The organism is Streptomyces sp. A1277 (genome assembly GCF_004795015.1).
Taxonomy (GTDB): Bacteria; Actinomycetota; Actinomycetes; order Streptomycetales; family Streptomycetaceae; genus Streptomyces.
This window is the reverse complement of the sequence record NZ_SSBI01000010.1, coordinates 46,664-62,678: the sequence shown is the minus strand read 5'-3', so window position 1 is coordinate 62,678 and position 16,015 is coordinate 46,664. Positions and strand designations below refer to the sequence as shown.

Here is a 16,015-nt window from a genome sequence, read left to right as displayed (position 1 = left end):
ATCGGTCCCCGCGCGCTTTCCCGTACGGCCCCTCCCCAAGCCCCACCTGACACGCCGCTCTCGTCGTCGGGCTGGTTCCCCACGCCCCCTTTCCACTCAACGACCTGACCGGGAGTACGCCCCCGTGGCCACATTCCTCTACAAGCTCGGACGGCTCGTCTTCCGGCGCCGCCGCTATGTCGCCCTGATCTGGGTGGCACTGCTGGCGCTCGCCGGATTCGGCGCGGCCTCCGCGTCGACCGCCACCTCCAGCTCCTTCTCCATCCCCGGTACGGAGGCCCAGAAAGCCTTCGACCTGCTGGAACAGCGCTTCCCGGCCGCCAGCGCGGACGGCGCCACCGCGCGCATCGTCTTCAAGGCCCCCGAGCACGAGAAGATGACGGACCGGGCCAACAAGGCCGAGGTCAACAAGATCACCCGCGAGCTGAAGGACGGTTCCGACCAGATCGCCTCGGTCGTCGACCCGTACTCCGGCAACGCCGTCTCCAAGAACGGCTCGACCGCGTACATCTCCGTCACCTACAAGGTCAACTCGATGGAGCTGACCGACGCGACCCGCGACGCCCTGGAGGACGCGGGCGAGGCGGCGCAGAAGAGCGGGATGACCGTGGAGATCGGCGGTGACGCGCTCCAGGTGATGCCGGAGACCGGCGCCACCGAGGTCATCGGCGTGGCCATCGCCGCGGTCGTGCTCGTCGTCACCTTCGGCTCGCTCATCGCGGCCGGGCTGCCGCTGCTCACCGCGCTGATCGGCGTCGGCATCGGCGTCTCCACGATCACCGCCCTGGCCAACGTGCTCGACCTGGGCAGCACCACCTCCACGCTCGCGATGATGATCGGCCTCGCGGTCGGCATCGACTACGCGCTGTTCATCGTCTCCCGCTACCGCGCCGAACTGGCCGAGGGCCGGGAGCGCGAGGAGGCGGCGGGCCGGGCGGTCGGCACGGCCGGGTCCGCGGTCGTCTTCGCCGGGCTCACCGTGGTCATCGCCCTGGTCGGCCTGGCCGTCGTCAACATCCCGATGCTGTCCAAGATGGGCTTCGCCGCGGCCGGGACGGTCGCGATCGCCGTCCTCATCGCGCTCACCCTCGTCCCGGCCCTGCTGGGCTTCGCGGGCAAGCGGGTCATGGGGCGCAAGGCGCGCAAGGCCGCCGAGGCGGAGAACAGGCCCGAGGCGAAGCCGAACATGGGCACCCGCTGGGCCCGGTTCGTGCTGCGCAAGCCGGTGTGGGTGCTGCTCGTCGGCGTCCTGGGCCTCGGTGCCATCGCCGTACCGGCCGCCTCGCTGGAGATGGGCCTGCCGGACGACGGCTCCCAGCCCACCAGCACCACCCAGCGCCGCGCCTACGACCTGCTTTCCGACGGCTTCGGCCCCGGCTTCAACGGCCCGCTGCTGGTCGTCGTGGACACGGCGGACAGCTCCGACGGCAAGGCCGCGGCCAAGCAGGTCGGCGACGAGATCGCCGGCATGAAGGGCGTCGTCGCCGTCACCCCGGCCACCTTCAACAAGGCCGGCGACGCGGCGATGATCACCGTCGTACCCAAGGACCGGCCCAGCTCCGTCGAGACGGAGAACGTGGTCCACGCGATCCGCGACGCGGGCAAGGACATCAAGTCCGACACCGGCGCCGAGGTGCTCGTCACCGGCTCCACCGCGATGAACATCGACTTCTCGCAGAAGATGAACGACGCACTGCTGCCCTACCTGGCGCTCGTCGTCGGCCTCGCCTTCCTGCTGCTGATGATCGTCTTCCGGTCCATCCTGGTGCCGCTCAAGGCGGCGCTCGGCTTCCTGCTCTCGGTCGTCGCGGCCCTGGGCGCGGTCGTCGCGGTCTTCCAGTGGGGCTGGCTCGCCTCGCTCTTCGGGGTCGAGCAGACCGGCCCGATCATGTCGATGATGCCGATCTTCATGGTGGGCGTGGTCTTCGGCCTCGCGATGGACTACGAGGTCTTCCTCGTCACCCGTATGCGTGAGGCGTACGTCCACGGCGAGAAGCCCGGCCAGGCCATCGTCACCGGCTTCAAGCACGGGGCGCGGGTCGTCACGGCCGCGGCCGTGATCATGATGGCGGTCTTCTCCGGCTTCATCGGCTCCAGCGAGTCGATGATCAAGATGATCGGCTTCTCGCTGGCCATCGCCGTCTTCTTCGACGCGTTCGTCGTCCGCATGGCCATCGTGCCCGCCGTCCTGGCGCTGCTCGGCAAGCGCGCCTGGTGGCTGCCGCGCTGGCTGGACCGGGCCCTGCCCAACGTGGACGTCGAGGGCGAGGGGCTGCGCAAGGAGCTGGACGAGCCGTCGACCGGCGACTCGGGCCCGGACGGCGGGGGCGAGCGCGAGCTGGTCCGCGTGTGAGTCCCACCGGCTCCGGGAGCCGCTGAGCTCCGAAAGCCGCTGAGCTCCGAAAGCCGCTGGACTCCGGGGCCGCGTCTGAGCGGTGCGCGGCCCCGGGAGCCCGGGTTACCTGTGGGGACGGGGGGCCGGGGCGACGAGAGCCCCCGTGCATGAGTGCACGGGGGCTCTCGCCATGGCCGCGCTCAGGCGCGGGCGGTCTCGGGCGCCGTGGCCTCGTGGTGCGTACGCCGTATGAAGCGGACCATCGGGGCGCAGTCGAACTGCACCACGTCGACACCGGCCGCGTCGTGCCGTTCCACGACCACCTGCACCCGGCCGCACGGCCATATCCGCCAGCCGTCCTGCTCGACCGGGTAGCGCAGCCCGCGCTCCAGCAGCTCGCGCTCTACGGCCCACTCCGTACCGCCGGGGAAGGCGACACGGACGGCGGCGGGGGTGTCGGAGCTGTCGTACCGCAGCTCGACGGGTACGACGGGCAGGTCGCGGGCGTCGGTGACGAGCCGGGCTCGGGCATGTTCATGGATCACGGGGGACATGGGCCGGCTCTCCTCCTGTGCGTACATCTGCGTACACCTTTGTCCTCTAATGTCCCATATTTTACGTAAAGGGCATTGCGGAAGTCCTGTGCAGTTGTGGCCCACGCGCTCTTGCGAACGCTTTGCAACAAGGCCCTATCATTGAGAGGTTCATGACCCCGCGCACCCGGCGCAGCTATGCAGGAACGCAGGAAGCGGAGCCTCCCCCATGCATGTACCCGACGGATTCATCAATCCACCTGTCTCCGCTGTGGCGGGCGTCATCGCCGCCGGTGCCGTCGCCGTCAGCCTGAAGGGGGCACGCCGCGAGCTGGACGAGCGCACCGCGCCGCTCGCCGGGCTCGTCGCCGCCTTCATCTTCGCCGTGCAGATGCTGAACTTCCCCGTCGCGGCCGGCACCAGCGGCCATCTCCTCGGGGGAGCACTGGCCGCGATCCTCGTCGGGCCCTACACCGGCGTGCTCTGCATATCCGTCGTCCTGCTGATGCAGGGCATCCTCTTCGCCGACGGCGGGCTCACCGCGCTCGGGGTCAACGTCCTCGACATGGGCATCGTGACGACCGTCGTCGCCTACGCCCTCTTCCGCGGCCTGGTCGGCGTGCTGCCGCGCACCCGCCGCTCCATGACCGTCGCCTCCTTCGTCGCCGCGCTGGTCTCCGTACCGGCCGCCGCCTGCGCCTTCACGCTGATGTACTGGATCGGCGGCACCACGGACATCCCGATCGGCAAGGTCTTCACCGCCATGGTCGGCGTGCACGTCCTCATCGGCATCGGCGAGGCCCTGATCACCGCGCTGACCGTCGGCGCCGTCATCGCCGTCCGCCCCGACCTGGTGCACGGCGCCCGCGGCCTCGCCGCCCCGCTCAAGCTCCGTATCGACGGCGAACTGGTCGACGCCCCCGCGCCCACGCCCGAGCCCGCCCCCGCCCACCGCTCGACCCGTGGCCTGTGGGCCACCGGCCTGATCACCGCCCTCGTGCTGGCCGGAGTCGTCTCCTTCTACGCCTCCGCCAACCCGGACGGCCTGGAGAAGGTCGCCACCGACCAGGGCATCGACAAGGAGGCCAAGGAGCACGCGGCCAAGGACTCCCCGCTCGCCGACTACGGCGTCAAGGACGTCCCCAACGCCCGGCTGTCCGGCGGACTCGCCGGCGTGATCGGCGTCGGCGCCACCCTCGTCGCCGGCAGCGGCGCCTTCTACGTCGTCTCCCGCCGCCGCCGCACGAAGGACGAGACCGGCGCCGGCACCCGCACCGACGAGAAGGTCTGACATGGGTGCGGGCCACGCCCACAAGCTCTACCGGCACGGGCACTCACCGGTCCACGACCTGCCACCGCACTGCAAGCTCGCCGCCGTCTTCTGCTTCGTCGTGGTCGTCGTCTCCACCCCGCGCGAGGCCGTCTGGGCCTTCGGGCTCTACGCGCTGCTCATCGCAGGGGTCACCGCGCTCGCCCGCATCCCGGCCGGCTTCCTGCTGAAACGGCTGCTCATCGAGGTGCCGTTCGTCGCGTTCGCCGTGCTCATGCCGTTCGTCGTGCCCGGCGAGCAGACCCACGTCCTCGGCCTCTCCGTCAGCGTCCCCGGCCTCTGGGGCGCCTGGAACGTCCTGGCCAAGGGCACCCTCGGCGTCGCCGCCTCCGTGCTGCTGGCCTCCACCACCGAACTGCGCTCCCTGCTGCTCGGCCTCCAGCGCCTGAAGCTGCCGCCGCTCCTCGTCCAGATCGCCTCCTTCATGATCCGCTACGGCGACGTCATCACCGGCGAGATGCGCCGCATGTCCATCGCCCGCCGCTCCCGCGGCTTCGAGGCGCACGGCGTACGGCAGTGGGGCGTCCTCGCCAAATCGGCCGGTGCCCTGTTCATCCGCTCCTACGAGCGCGGCGAACGCGTCCACCTCGCCATGGTCAGCCGGGGCTACACCGGCTCCATGCCGGTCATCGACGAGGTGACCGCCTCGCGCACCCAGTGGGCGTACGCATCGGCCCTCCCGCTGCTCGCCCTCGCCGTGTGTCTGGTGGGATGGACCGCATGAGCCCCGACCCCGCCCCCGTACCGCCCTCCCTGGAGGTCAGCGGCCTCGCCTACGCCTACCCCGACGGCCACCAGGCGCTCTTCGGCGTCGACCTGACCGTCGAGCGCGGCGAACGCGTCGCACTGCTCGGCCCGAACGGCGCCGGCAAGACCACCCTGGTCCTCCACCTCAACGGCATCCTGGAAGCGGGCGCCGGATCGGTGCGCGTCGCCGGACTGCCGGTCGGCAAGCGCGACATGGCCGAGATCCGCCGCCGCGTCGGCATCGTCTTCCAGGACCCCGACGACCAGCTCTTCATGCCCACCGTCCGCGAGGACGTCGCCTTCGGCCCCGCCGCCGGCGGGCTGCGCGGCGCCGAGCTGGAGGAGCGGGTCACGGAAGCGCTGAAGCAGGTCGGCATGGAGGAGTACGCGGCCCGCCCGCCGCACCACCTCTCCTTCGGCCAACGCCGCCGCGTCGCCGTCGCCACGGTCCTCGCCATGCGGCCGGAGATCCTCGTCCTGGACGAACCCTCCTCCAACCTGGACCCGGCCTCCCGCCGCGAACTCGCCGACATCCTGCGCTCCTTGGACGTCACCGTCCTGATGGTCACGCACGACCTGCCGTACGCGCTGGAGCTGTGCGGCCGCGCGGTCATCCTCAGCGACGGGGTCATCGCCGCCGACGACCGCACCCAGGACCTCCTGTGCGACGAGGCCCTGATGCGCGCCCACCGCCTGGAACTCCCCTTCGGCTTCGACCCGCGCTCGGTGACGGTCCAGGCACCGTGAGGTCCGGGCAGGCTCGCTCGGTGGCGGTCCGGCCTCCGCGACGACGTACGGACCGCCCGTGCCATTTGTTCCGTGACGGTGAACTTGCGGTGACCCGGCCCACCTTCCACCTGCGGTGCCGTGCACCATGGGGGGATGAGCGGGAGCGGAGCAGGGGTGGACGTACGGGGTACGGCGGCGCCCGGATTCGAAGCGGTCCGGGACGCCTTCGTCCGCAACTTCGAGCAGCGCGGTGACCGCGGGGCCGCGGTCACCGTGTACCGGCACGGGCGCAAGGTCGTCGACCTGTGGGCCGGCACCAGAGACGTCGACGGCACCGAACCCTGGGCCGTCGACACCGTCCAGGTCGTCCGCTCCGCCGGCAAGGGCATCGCCGCCGCCGTACCGCTGCTGCTGCACCAGCGCGGCCAGATCGACCTGCACGCCCCGGTCTCCACGTACTGGCCCGAGTTCAAGGCGAACGGCAAGGAACGCGTCCTCGTCCGCCACCTCCTCGCCCACCGGGCCGGAGTCCCCGCCCTGGACCGGCCGCTGACCCCCGAGGAGGCCGCCGACGGGGTGAGCGGGGCGCGGGCCGTCGCCGCCCAGCGCCCCGCCTGGGAGCCCGGCACCGCCCACGGCTACCACGCGCAGACCTACAGCTGGCTCGTCGGCGAACTCGTGCGGCGCGTCACCGGGCGGACCGTCGGCCGCTGGGTCGCCGAGGAGATCGCCCGCCCGCTCGGCCTGGACTTCTGGTTCGGCATCCCGGACGACGAGGCCCACCGGATCGGCCGGATCGGCCCGGTCGATGCGCCGGCCGACGCGAACACGGGCGCCCTGCGGATGCGCCCCAAGCGCTCGGTCGTGGACGCCTACCGCGACCCGGAATCGCTGACCCGGCGGGCGTTCGGCGCCATCGACCCGTTCCCCGACGAGAACGACCCCGCCTACCGGGCCGCCGAACTCCCCGGCTCCAACGGCGTCGCCACCGCCCGCGGCCTGGCCCGCTGCTACGCGGCGATGATCGGCCCGGTCGACGGCCACCGGCTGTTCGCCCCCGCCACCCTCACCCTCGCCCGCACCGAGGAGTCGGCGGGCCCGGACCGGGTCCTCGTCGTCTCCACCCGCTTCGGCCTCGGCTACATGCTGCACGGCCCCGCCGCCCCGCTGCTCGCCCCCGGCTCCTTCGGACACCCCGGCCGCGGCGGCTCGCTGGGCTTCGCCGACCCCGAGTCCGGCATCGCCTTCGGCTACGTGACCAACGGCCTCCAGAAGGGAGTCACCGCCGACCCCCGGGCCCAGGCCCTGGTACGCGCGGTACGGTCGGCGCTATGACTCCTGCTGCCCCCGCCGCCCGCGCGCGCTTCGACGGATACGCCGTCCTGATCACCGGCGCGGGCCGGGGCATCGGCGCCGCCACCGCCCGCCTGCTGGCCGCCGAGGGCGCCCGCGTCCTCGTCACCGACCTGGACGGCGACCGGGCCGAGGCCGTGGCCGCCGAGATCCGGGACAGCGGCGGCACGGCCGAGGCGCTGGCCTGCGACGTGGCGGACCGGGGCGCGGTCGAGGCGGCCGTCGCACGCACCGTCGAGGCGTTCGGCCGGCTCGACGTCCTCGTCAACAACGCGTACGCCTGCACCGTCGACAGCACGCTCTTCGAGGACGAGCCGGACGAGACCTGGCACCGCGACCTGGACATCACCCTCGGCGGCGCCTACCGCTGCTCGCGGGCCGCGATGCCGCACCTCGCCGCGTCCGGGCGGGGCGCGATCGTCTCCATCGGCTCGGTCAACGGCACGCAGGACTTCGGCAACCACGCCTACAGCGCCGCCAAGGCGGGCCTGGCGAGCCTCACCCGTACGCTCGCCGGGCACGCCGGGCCGCGTGGCGTGCGGGCCAACATCGTCGTACCCGGCACCATCCGCACCGACGCCTGGGCGGGCCGCGAGGCCGAGCTCGACCGGGTCAGCTCCCTCTACCCCCTCGGCCGGGTCGGCGAACCGGAGGACATCGCGGCCGCCGTCGCCTTCCTCGCCTCCTCCGACGCGGCCTGGATCACCGGCACCTCCCTGTGCGTGGACGGCGGGCTGACCGCGGTGAACACCGGCTTCCGGGCGGCCGTCACCGGGTAGCCGGGCGGGCTGGACGCCGAACCGCGGGCGGGCTGGACGCCGGGCCGCGTACCCCGCCCGGCCCGTGGGCGCGGGGTGCTGCCGCGCCCACCCGGGCCCGCCCGCGAACGCTCACCCCGCCGATGTGCAAGTACGGGGTGAGACCGCCGCCCGGCGGGCTCGGACAGGAGACTCCATGGACCCGGACGAGGATCTGCTGGCTCGCTCCGCACGCGAGCCAACGGCCTTCGAGCCGCTGGTCGCCCGGCACTCCCAGGCCCTGCACGGCTACCTCGTACGCCGCGCGCCGGGAGCCGCCGACGACCTGCTCTCCGAGGTGTGGCTCCAGGCATACGCCCACCGCAAGACGTTCGACGCCGCGCGCGGCTCCGCCCGGGGCTGGCTGTTCGGCGTCGCCGGCAACGTACTGTCCCGGCACCGGCAGGCCGTGGCACGCGCCGCCGCCCGCGAGCAGCAGCCGCACCCCGACGCCACGACGGCCGACCCCTGGCAGGCCGTCGACCAGCGCCTCGACGCGGCCGCCGTCGGCCCGGAGCTGCGCAAGAAACTCGCCGAACTCCCCGAGAACGAGCGCGAACTGCTGCTGCTCGTGGCCTGGGAGCAGCTGACCCCCGCCGAGGCCGCCGCCGCCGTCGGCGTGCCCGCGGGCACCGCACGTTCCCGTCTGCACCGGGCCCGTACCCGGCTGCGCGACGGACTTTCCAGAACCACCCGTACGACCCTGACGGGAGACTTCGCATGACGCACGAGGACCAGCACAAGGACCTTCTCGACTTCCCCGGCGCCGCCGCCCTGGAGCGCGCCGGCCGGACCGAACCGCTCGACCCGGCCGTCCAGGCCCGGGCCCACTCCCTGGTCCTGGGGGCCATCGCGGCGGACGCCGCGGACGCCCAGGACATCGTCCCGGCCAAGGTCGTCAAGCCCCGCTTCGGCCGTAACCGGGTGTTCGCCCTCGCCGCCGCGGTCGCGGCCGTCGCGGTGGGCGCCGCGATCCTCCCGGTCACCGACATCGGCGGCGACGGCCCGGCGGCCAGCGCGTCGGCGTCCGAGGTGTTCACCACCATGGCCGATCACATCAGCACCGAGACGGTGGCCGAGCACGTCTCCAACGAGGACGTGACCGCCCCGTACTGGAAGACCGTGGTGACGGGGTGGGTGGAGGGCAACCGGGCCTCCACCGACACCATCTACCTGAGCCGTGACTCGATGACCATCAAGAGCGAGGACGGGACGACCGCCGTCAAGCAGTTCGACTCGGAACGCGAGTGGGCCGTCGGCAAGGGCTGGGTGGACTGGGACCACCTCAAGAACCTGCCCGCCGAGCCGGACGCACTGCGCCGCGCACTTTCCGCCGGAACCAAGGGGAGCGACGCCGCCGCGGAGCAGACCGTCCGGCAGGCCGGTGAGCTGCTGATCAGCGCGCCCATCACCAACAAGGTGCGAGCCGCGGTCTTCCGCGTCCTGGCGAAGACTCCCGGCGCCACGGTGAAGGAGGGCGTGAAGGACGCGGTCGGCCGCTCCGGCACCCGGATCACCTGGAAGTGGGACAAGCGCTTCACCGAGCAGAACCCGAAGGACTGGGGCTTCAGCCCGGCCACGGAAGGGAAAAACCCCAAGGGCTACAAGCTGGAACCCGGCCCGATCCTCCGCCAGCACTGGATCGTCTCCCCGTCCGACGGCCGCATCCTGGAGGTCGACCACGACGAGCACGACAGGCCCGGCCACGTCGTCCGCCGCTCGACCTACCTGAGCGTGGGCCCGGCGAAGACCACGGGCTGACACCCGGCCCGGCACACGGCCTCCCGGGGGCGGACAGCCCCCGGGAGGCCGTTTGTTCCCCCTTCAGATCCGCCCGGTGGGCACGACCTGCCCCGGCTCATCGAGCCAGAAGCCCTGTCCCTCCGGCGTCACCGTCACCCCGAACCGCTCACGCTCCGGAGACCCGTGCGCGGCGAACCACGAGTGAGCGTGCTCCACCGAGTCCCAGAGGGCGCGGGGTCCGCCCTGGCGCACGAGCCCGTCCTGTACGTGCGCCCACGAGCCGTCCCGGCTCCACACGCGGTAGCCGTTCGGCCGGCCCAGGGCGTCCAGTTCGGTCGCCTCGCCGATCGCGCCCAGCACGAGAGACTGCACGAAGCCGAACCCGTCCGACCGCGACGCGGACAGGTCGATTGCCACGGCCCGCTCGCTGACGGCCTCCGGCTCACCGGGGTACGGGACAGCGCCCGTAGCGCCCTCCTCGCGCACCTTCATGAAGTACGAGCCCCCCGCCAGGAAGTGACCCTCCAGCCTTCCGTCCGCCTCAGCGGTCAGCCGGGCGTTGCCCCACCCGAGCGGACAGACGATGACACCACCCGGCCGGACGTTGCGGGCCAGCGCGTACGGGAAGGTGTCGAAGCCGCATGTGACGATCACGCGGTCGAACAGATGCTCCCCAGGGAACCCGGCCCTCGCGTCGCCCGTGAGCACGGTCGGGGCATGGCCCACCTCCCCGAGACGGGCCCTCGCGAGACGGGCGAGCCCCGCGTCGACCTCCATCGTGGAGAAGTTTTCGTCCCCGACCCGATGGCAGATCAGCGCGCCGTTGTACCCGGTCCCGGTGGCGACCTCCGCCACCTTGTCCCCGTCCTCGACGCCGAGCGCTTCGAGCATCTGCACCATGAGGCCCGGCATGCTCGACGACGACGTGGCGGCCCCGTCCGTCACCTGGGTGGTGAGCGCGGTGTTGCCGTAGACGGCGTCGAAGTAGCCGGCGTCACCGGCGCCCACGGCCTCCCAACCGCCCTGCGCCTGACGGTAGAAGACCGGCACGAAGACGTGTCTGGGCGTGTCCTCCACAGCGTTGCGCCACTCCGGGGAACGGAGGTCCCCCTCGTCGGCCAGTTGCTGCGCGAGCGCGGAACGCAAAGCCTTCGTCACCTCGGTGTCCGGGTAGCTCAAGAGACCGCTCCTTGCAGCAGGGAGGCGTGCGCCTCGGCGATGGGAAGGTCCGTGGCCTTGGCGATGAACTGCCATTGGCCGGCCGGGTTGCACTCGAAGAAGACCCACTGACCGTCCGGTCTGACGGCGAAGTCGAACGCCCCATAGTTGAGCCGGTGAGCCGCCATGAAGCGGCGCACCCCGCAGGCCACTTCCTCCGGGATCGACACGGGCTCGTACTCCAAGGCGTCGTAGTCACTCCGCCAGTCCGTCCTCGCCCGCTCGGAGCGGGCATGGATGGCCACGGGGAACATCCGCTGACCCACGACAGTCAAGCGGACCTCGAAGTCCTTCGGGACACACTCCTGAAGATAGTGAGCGGTCAACTCCAAGGACTCGTCCAGCTCCGATACGTCGAGCTGCCGCGTAGGCAGCATGCTCGGCGGTGCATCCGGCAGGTTGATCGAAGCCGCGGCGATCGGCTTGCAGACCAGCGACCCGCCGATCCTCTCGCCCCACGCCCGGGCGGCGGCCAGGCTGTTTCCCACGAAGGACCGGGGCACTCGCAGGCCGGCCGTTGTGGCCGTGACGAGCTGCCCCGGCTTGTGCGCGCTGGCACGGTACACGTCCGGATGGTGCATCCATACGACGGGAAGGGACGAGAGGATCTGCACCATCCCTACGACTGCCTGGGACAGCGCCCAGTTCTTGTAGGCGTCGAGGATCTGCGGCGACACCACCGGCAGGCCGGGCCGCCTGTAGTAGATGGCCCGGACCTCCTTGAGCTGCGCCGCGCGCCGACCGCTCGACAACTCGCCGCTCCATCCGGGAGCCTCGTCCCGGTGCTCTGCGGAGAGGACGATCGACTGAGGGAACTCGGCCAAGTCGAACCGCAGCACGGGCACCTTGAGAGCAGCGAGCGCCTGAACCACGAGATCGGCTGTCGGGTCGAGCTGTTCGGCGACAACCAGCACCTGCCCGCGCGGCGAGATCACGGTTTACGCCGCGGACCCGGCAGGCGCGAGCAGGTGGTTGCTCGGGGCCGTGCCGGGATCGATGTCCGGAAACGCGTAGGGGTCTTGCTGCTCGTCGGGCGGATTGCCCGGCTGGGTGTCGTTGTTCGTCGCCGTGGACGACGCCGCGATCGGCTCATCCGCCCATAGGCGGCCGTCCGGCAGAATGTTCAGCTGCCGGTCTTCGTCGTAGACGAACGTGCTCGGATCGATGGTCACCACGAACGTGGGAGACGGTGCCTGGGCACCGAAGGGGACGCGCGACGCAGTCACGGGGAACTACCTCCGATTTCGAGTGGCAGGGATCGTGCTGACGAATACGTAACCGCACGGACACCCGCAGCGATACGTTGAGTGCTGCGTCAGGACTCAAGAGCCTTAAGAACGGTCGCGGACCGGGGGGTGGCAGGCATGGTTGCGATGGACCGGGCCGGGGGACTGGCCAGACTGCTTACCGAGAGTCAGTGGACTTACAGCCAACTAGCCATGGCCATCAACCGCGCGGGTACCGAGGCCGGCATGCGCCTCAAGTACACCGAGGCGTCGGTGCATCAGTGGCTTACCGGAAGCAAGCCGCGCAAGAACGTACGGCCCTTGATCCGCGAAGCCTTTGCCCGCAGACTCGCTCGACCGGTGACCGTGGCGGAAGTCGGCTTCGCCGAGAGCGACGAGCCTTCAAGCACCACGGATACGGTGGAAGACCTGGTCGATCTCGGGAGGCTCGACATGGACCCGTCTCGGAGGAGTGTCCTCGGCGCGTCACTGTTCTCCGTCGCCCTGACGATCCCCGGCTGGCCGGACCTAGTGGGCAGGGCCGAGGCGATCCAGACCGGGCACGGCTCCCGCATCGGCTGGGGAGAGGTGGACATGGTCATGGCGATGACCGAGCGGGTGAGTGAGCTGGACGACCAGTTCGGCGGTCGGCACGCACGGCCCATGGCGGCGTCCTTCATCGTCAACACGGTCGCCGCTTACCTCAAGGCCGATGCCCCGGAGGATGTGCGGAAGGGCATGCTCTCAGCGGCTGCCGACCTCTGCTACCTCGCGGGGTACATGGCCGTGGACGAGGGTTATCACGGCTTGGCCCAGCGGTACTACCTCCAGGCGCTCGAACTGGCGGGCCACGCCGACGACCACCTGACGTACTGCACCACCCTTCGGGGCATGAGCCTGCAAGCGGTGGACCTCGGCCATGGCGCACGAGCGGTCCGGCTCGCCGATGCCGCAGCAGCGGCCTCCCCGCAGGCCGGTCCTCGCATGAGAGCCTTCCTCGCCGGGCAGCAGGCGCATTCGTACGCCCAGACCGGCGAGAAGGCGGCTGCCCTCCGATTTGTGAAGGAGGCAGAGGCAGCCATGGAGAAGGCGGAGTCCGGCGAGAGGGCCTTTGGCTCGTACGATCCATCCGCGCTCACCTACCACGTGAGTCAGGTCAGGTACGAGCTGGGCGATACAGCCGGATCTGTCGCATCCATGGCGGAGTCCAACGCCCTGCGGAATTCGGTCTACCGGCGGAGCCGGGTGCGTCATCACGCCGTACTCGCCGAACGGCAGTTGAGGCTCGGACACCTCGAAGAGGCTTGCGCGACGTGGAATACGGCCCTGGACGACTACCCGATGGTCCAATCGGGCCGGTGCGATGAACGAATCGATGAAATGCAGGCCCTGATCAGGCCGTACCAGGGCAACGTGGCGGCACGAGACCTCTTGGAGCGGTCCCGAGCCATGGGCAAAGGGGCGCACGGCTCGGGAGGGCTCGGGCGGAGCTACTTCACGTCGACGTAGTCCACCGCTGAGGAGACCGCCGGCGTGGTGCCGTGCCGGCGGAGGGGTAGCGGAAGCAGCCGGGTTCCGGAATCCGGCACCTGCCGCTGATGGGGGTGGGGTCGCGAGGCCGGGGGTGTCCCCCGAATGGCCTCCCGGGGGCAGTCCCGGGAGGCCGTCGGTGGCGTGTCCGTTCCCTCAAACGGGCACGCCCGGGTGCTGCTCCTGCCGTGTCCCCGTGTCCTCCCGGGTGGCTCCGCGGGAGGTGGTGAGGAGCCGGTCCGCGGACAGGGCGCCCGGGCCGGTGAAGGCCAGGAGCAGGAGGGCCCAGCAGAAGAGGGCCGCGGATTCGCCGCCGTTCTCGATCGGGAGGAGGGCCGCCCGCTGGTGGACGTCGAAGTACGCGAACGCCATGGAGCCGGAGCCCAGGAACGCGGCCGTACGGGTACCGAGGCCGAGTGCCACCAGGAGGCCGGCGGCCAGTTGGATGACGGCCGCGTACCAGCCGGGCCAGGCGCCCGCCGGTTCGGGCGCGCGGCCCAGGGTGCCGAAGACCGAGGCGATCCCGTGGCAGGTGAACAGCAGCCCGATGACGATGCGGAACAGACCGAGCACGTAGGGCCGGGCGCGGTCCAGGCGAGTGATCATCATCATTGGTGCCGTCCTCCGGTCAGCTGTAGACGCCGAACTCGTAGAGCGAGTAGCCGTAGCCCGAGCCGCGTTCGGTGCCGTTGACGCGGACGTAGCGGCCGGTGCCGGTGACGTCGAGGTCGTCGATGTCACCGTTGCCGTCCGTCACGGACTTCACGGTCGTCCAGTTCTGGCCGTCCTCGGACGTCTGGATCTCGTAGGACCTGGCGTACGCCGGGTCCCAGGCGAGCTGCACGTGCTTGATGGCCGTGGAGGCGCCCAGGTCGACCTGGAGCCACTGCGGGTCGCTCCAGTCGCCGGCCCAGCGGGTGTCGAACCTGCCGTCCACCGCGTTCTCCGCGCCGCACGGGCAGCCGCCCGTGGGGTCCGTCTGGAAGGAGGAGGCCGTGGCGGGCTTGCCCTGGGCGACGTTGGTGCCGTCCACCTTCGGCGGGACCACCTTGAGGGACTTGGTCTCGATGCCCACGTTGCCGTGGCCGTCCGTGGCCTTCACGTACACCTTGTAGACGCCGGTCCTGCCCGGGGCCTTCGCGGTCAGGGAGCCGTCGCCGTTGTCCGTGGTCTCGGCGGGGACGAGCGCCTTGTTCTCGTCGATGTAGTTGCTGCTGAAGAGGACCTGGTAGGTGATCGCGTCACCGTCCGGGTCGGTGGTGCGGGTGGTGACGTGTACGTCGCTGCCGGTCGGGACGCCCTCGGTGGCGTTGTCCACGGCCATGTCCGTGATCACCGGCGGGGTGTTGTCGCCCGAGGTGTCGGCGCCGTACGCCTTCTTCACCGCGTAGTACGAGAGCCGCTTCTCGCCGCCCGGCAGCAGGTTGAACCAGACGCCGCCGAAGTCGTCCTCTACGCCGTAGTGGAACAGCGTGGCGCCGAGTGCCACTCCGGTGTGGCCCGTGACGCAGCCCCACGCCTTGGTGTAACCCTCGGCCTTGGCGGTGTCGGTGGGCTCGTCCGGTACGCCGTTGGCGTCGTCGTCCACCTCCCACTCACCGGCCGGTCCCGTCTCCGTGACGATGTAGGGCTTGTCGTACCCGCCCTGCTCCCAGTCGGATTTCACGTTGCACACCGCGTCGTAGGCGTTCACGGCGTACAGGTCGAGGTCGGGGGCGTTCTTCTTGTAGTACGGCCAGGCGCCGGTCCAGGCGTCCGTGGAGGTGACCGGGTGGTTCGGGTCCACCTCGTGGATCTTCTTGGCGATGTCGTTGACGAAAGAGGTGTACGCGTCGCGCTGGGCCTCCAACTCGTCGCCGCCGTAGCAGTTCTGGAGGCCGAGCGTGGACTCGTTGCCGACGTTCCACATGAGGACGCCGGGGTTGTCCTTGTAGGTGTCGGCCCACTTGGGGAACTCGGCGAGCATGTCGTTCTTGTACTGCGTGTCCGTCAGGTAGTTGACGCAGCCGCCGCTGCCGGGGCCGCCGCCGGGCTGGAGCCAGAAGCCGGCTATCACCTTGACGCCGTTGGCCGCCGCCGTGTCGAAGAGCGGCTTGCTGGTGGCGTCCGTGCCCCAGGTGCGGATGGTGTTGACGCCCATCGACGCCACATCGGGCAGGTACTTCTCGGCGTCGGCGACCGAGGGGCCCCAGGTGAGGCCCTTGACCGTATACGGCGAACCGTCCACCGTCAGCTGCCAGTCGCCCTGCGAACCGGTGACCTTCACGACGTTGCCGGCCGCCTGGGCCGCGGGCGCCTGGAGGGCGAGCAGTCCGCCGCCGAGCAGGGCGGCCGCCGCCACCGGTGCCACGAGGCGCCGGGCGGTACGGGTGGGGGGATGGTGCATGTGACGCTCCTTGCGGGTGGGGGGAGTTGGGGGGAGTTGGGGGGAATCGGAGGATCGGAGGATCGGAGGGCTGGGGGGATGGTGAGCG

15 protein-coding genes are annotated in these 16,015 nt (G+C 71.0%); 9 read left to right on the top strand and 6 right to left on the bottom strand.

From position 1 onward, the window contains the following. The first annotated feature begins 124 nt into the window (after window positions 1-124). Window positions 125-2,353 carry an MMPL family transporter gene (locus tag E6R18_RS09205; protein WP_136316363.1) on the top strand — a complete coding sequence of 743 codons (2,229 nt, stop codon included), beginning with the start codon at window positions 125-127 and terminating at the stop codon, window positions 2,351-2,353. Window positions 2,354-2,535: 182 nt separating this feature from the next. On the opposite strand, the gene E6R18_RS09200 is transcribed toward E6R18_RS09205, so the two are convergent. Further along, window positions 2,536-2,889, bottom strand: coding sequence for an SsgA family sporulation/cell division regulator (locus E6R18_RS09200; RefSeq protein WP_136316362.1), 354 nt, complete (start codon window positions 2,887-2,889; stop codon window positions 2,536-2,538). A 208-nt stretch (window positions 2,890-3,097) separates the two neighbouring features. Here E6R18_RS09200 and E6R18_RS09195 point away from each other — a divergent pair, with 208 nt between their 5' ends. The 7 genes from E6R18_RS09195 to E6R18_RS09165 all read left to right on the top strand — a co-directional run bounded on the left by E6R18_RS09195 (window position 3,098) and on the right by E6R18_RS09165 (window position 9,585). Beyond that, window positions 3,098-4,159: an energy-coupling factor ABC transporter permease gene (locus E6R18_RS09195; RefSeq protein ID WP_136316361.1), complete on the top strand. Its 1,062-nt coding sequence runs from the start codon at window positions 3,098-3,100 to the stop codon at window positions 4,157-4,159. Window position 4,160: 1 nt separating this feature from the next. Then, entirely contained in the window at window positions 4,161-4,922 is a 762-nt protein-coding gene (gene cbiQ, locus E6R18_RS09190; protein WP_136316360.1) for a cobalt ECF transporter T component CbiQ, read from the top strand. After that, complete coding sequence (locus E6R18_RS09185; protein ID WP_136316359.1) at window positions 4,919-5,692, top strand: ABC transporter ATP-binding protein; 774 nt, start codon at window positions 4,919-4,921, stop codon at window positions 5,690-5,692. The genes cbiQ and E6R18_RS09185 overlap by 4 nt, the downstream gene beginning before the upstream one ends. Window positions 5,693-5,848: 156 nt before the next feature. Continuing rightward, window positions 5,849-7,009 (top strand): serine hydrolase domain-containing protein, encoded by a 1,161-nt coding sequence (locus E6R18_RS09180; protein ID WP_136316444.1) that lies wholly within the window; start codon window positions 5,849-5,851, stop codon window positions 7,007-7,009. After that, entirely contained in the window at window positions 7,006-7,806 is an 801-nt protein-coding gene (locus tag E6R18_RS09175) for an SDR family NAD(P)-dependent oxidoreductase (RefSeq protein WP_136316358.1), read from the top strand. The genes E6R18_RS09180 and E6R18_RS09175 overlap by 4 nt, the downstream gene beginning before the upstream one ends. A gap of 175 nt (window positions 7,807-7,981) precedes the next feature. Beyond that, entirely contained in the window at window positions 7,982-8,548 is a 567-nt protein-coding gene (locus E6R18_RS09170; protein WP_136316357.1) for a sigma-70 family RNA polymerase sigma factor, read from the top strand. Next, window positions 8,545-9,585 (top strand): hypothetical protein, encoded by a 1,041-nt coding sequence (locus E6R18_RS09165; RefSeq protein WP_136316356.1) that lies wholly within the window; start codon window positions 8,545-8,547, stop codon window positions 9,583-9,585. The genes E6R18_RS09170 and E6R18_RS09165 overlap by 4 nt, the downstream gene beginning before the upstream one ends. Window positions 9,586-9,648: 63 nt before the next feature. Here the strand turns inward: E6R18_RS09165 and E6R18_RS09160 are convergent, their stop codons facing one another. The 3 genes from E6R18_RS09160 to tgmA are packed head-to-tail and all read right to left on the bottom strand — an operon-like array spanning window position 9,649 to window position 12,011. Then, on the bottom strand, window positions 9,649-10,746 hold the full coding sequence (locus E6R18_RS09160; RefSeq protein ID WP_168712309.1) for a protein-L-isoaspartate(D-aspartate) O-methyltransferase: 1,098 nt from the start codon (window positions 10,744-10,746) through the stop codon (window positions 9,649-9,651). Then, entirely contained in the window at window positions 10,743-11,720 is a 978-nt protein-coding gene (locus E6R18_RS09155) for an MvdC/MvdD family ATP grasp protein (protein ID WP_240799666.1), read from the bottom strand. The genes E6R18_RS09160 and E6R18_RS09155 overlap by 4 nt, the downstream gene beginning before the upstream one ends. A 3-nt stretch (window positions 11,721-11,723) precedes the next feature. Further along, a complete protein-coding gene (gene tgmA, locus E6R18_RS09150) occupies window positions 11,724-12,011 on the bottom strand; it encodes a putative ATP-grasp-modified RiPP (protein WP_136316354.1) in 288 nt (95 codons plus the stop codon). Window positions 12,012-12,224: 213 nt separating this feature from the next. On the opposite strand from tgmA, the gene E6R18_RS09145 reads away from it, so the two are divergent. Then, a complete protein-coding gene (locus E6R18_RS09145; RefSeq protein ID WP_240799665.1) occupies window positions 12,225-13,520 on the top strand; it encodes a tetratricopeptide repeat protein in 1,296 nt (431 codons plus the stop codon). Window positions 13,521-13,697: 177 nt separating this feature from the next. Here E6R18_RS09145 and E6R18_RS09140 read toward each other — a convergent pair whose 3' ends face one another. Together E6R18_RS09140 and E6R18_RS09135 are read right to left on the bottom strand one after the other, a co-directional pair. After that, window positions 13,698-14,147 carry a DoxX family protein gene (locus E6R18_RS09140; protein WP_136316441.1) on the bottom strand — a complete coding sequence of 150 codons (450 nt, stop codon included), beginning with the start codon at window positions 14,145-14,147 and terminating at the stop codon, window positions 13,698-13,700. Window positions 14,148-14,169: 22 nt separating this feature from the next. Beyond that, window positions 14,170-15,927: a discoidin domain-containing protein gene (locus E6R18_RS09135; RefSeq protein WP_136316353.1), complete on the bottom strand. Its 1,758-nt coding sequence runs from the start codon at window positions 15,925-15,927 to the stop codon at window positions 14,170-14,172. Between the last annotated feature and the right edge of the window lie 88 nt (window positions 15,928-16,015).

What these genes read in the sequence shown, in the direction of transcription:
- E6R18_RS09175 (WP_136316358.1), top strand. Translation starts at nt 7,006, where the DNA reads ATGACTCCTGCTGCCCCCGCCGCCCGCGCGCGCTTCGACGGATACGCC.
- E6R18_RS09195 (WP_136316361.1), top strand. Translation starts at nt 3,098, where the DNA reads ATGCATGTACCCGACGGATTCATCAATCCACCTGTCTCCGCTGTGGCG.
- E6R18_RS09200 (WP_136316362.1), bottom strand. Translation starts at nt 2,889, where the DNA reads ATGTCCCCCGTGATCCATGAACATGCCCGAGCCCGGCTCGTCACCGAC.
- E6R18_RS09140 (WP_136316441.1), bottom strand. Translation starts at nt 14,147, where the DNA reads ATGATCACTCGCCTGGACCGCGCCCGGCCCTACGTGCTCGGTCTGTTC.
- E6R18_RS09145 (WP_240799665.1), top strand. Translation starts at nt 12,225, where the DNA reads ATGGCCATCAACCGCGCGGGTACCGAGGCCGGCATGCGCCTCAAGTAC.
- E6R18_RS09135 (WP_136316353.1), bottom strand. Translation starts at nt 15,927, where the DNA reads ATGCACCATCCCCCCACCCGTACCGCCCGGCGCCTCGTGGCACCGGTG.
- E6R18_RS09170 (WP_136316357.1), top strand. Translation starts at nt 7,982, where the DNA reads ATGGACCCGGACGAGGATCTGCTGGCTCGCTCCGCACGCGAGCCAACG.
- cbiQ (WP_136316360.1), top strand. Translation starts at nt 4,161, where the DNA reads ATGGGTGCGGGCCACGCCCACAAGCTCTACCGGCACGGGCACTCACCG.
- E6R18_RS09185 (WP_136316359.1), top strand. Translation starts at nt 4,919, where the DNA reads ATGAGCCCCGACCCCGCCCCCGTACCGCCCTCCCTGGAGGTCAGCGGC.
- E6R18_RS09165 (WP_136316356.1), top strand. Translation starts at nt 8,545, where the DNA reads ATGACGCACGAGGACCAGCACAAGGACCTTCTCGACTTCCCCGGCGCC.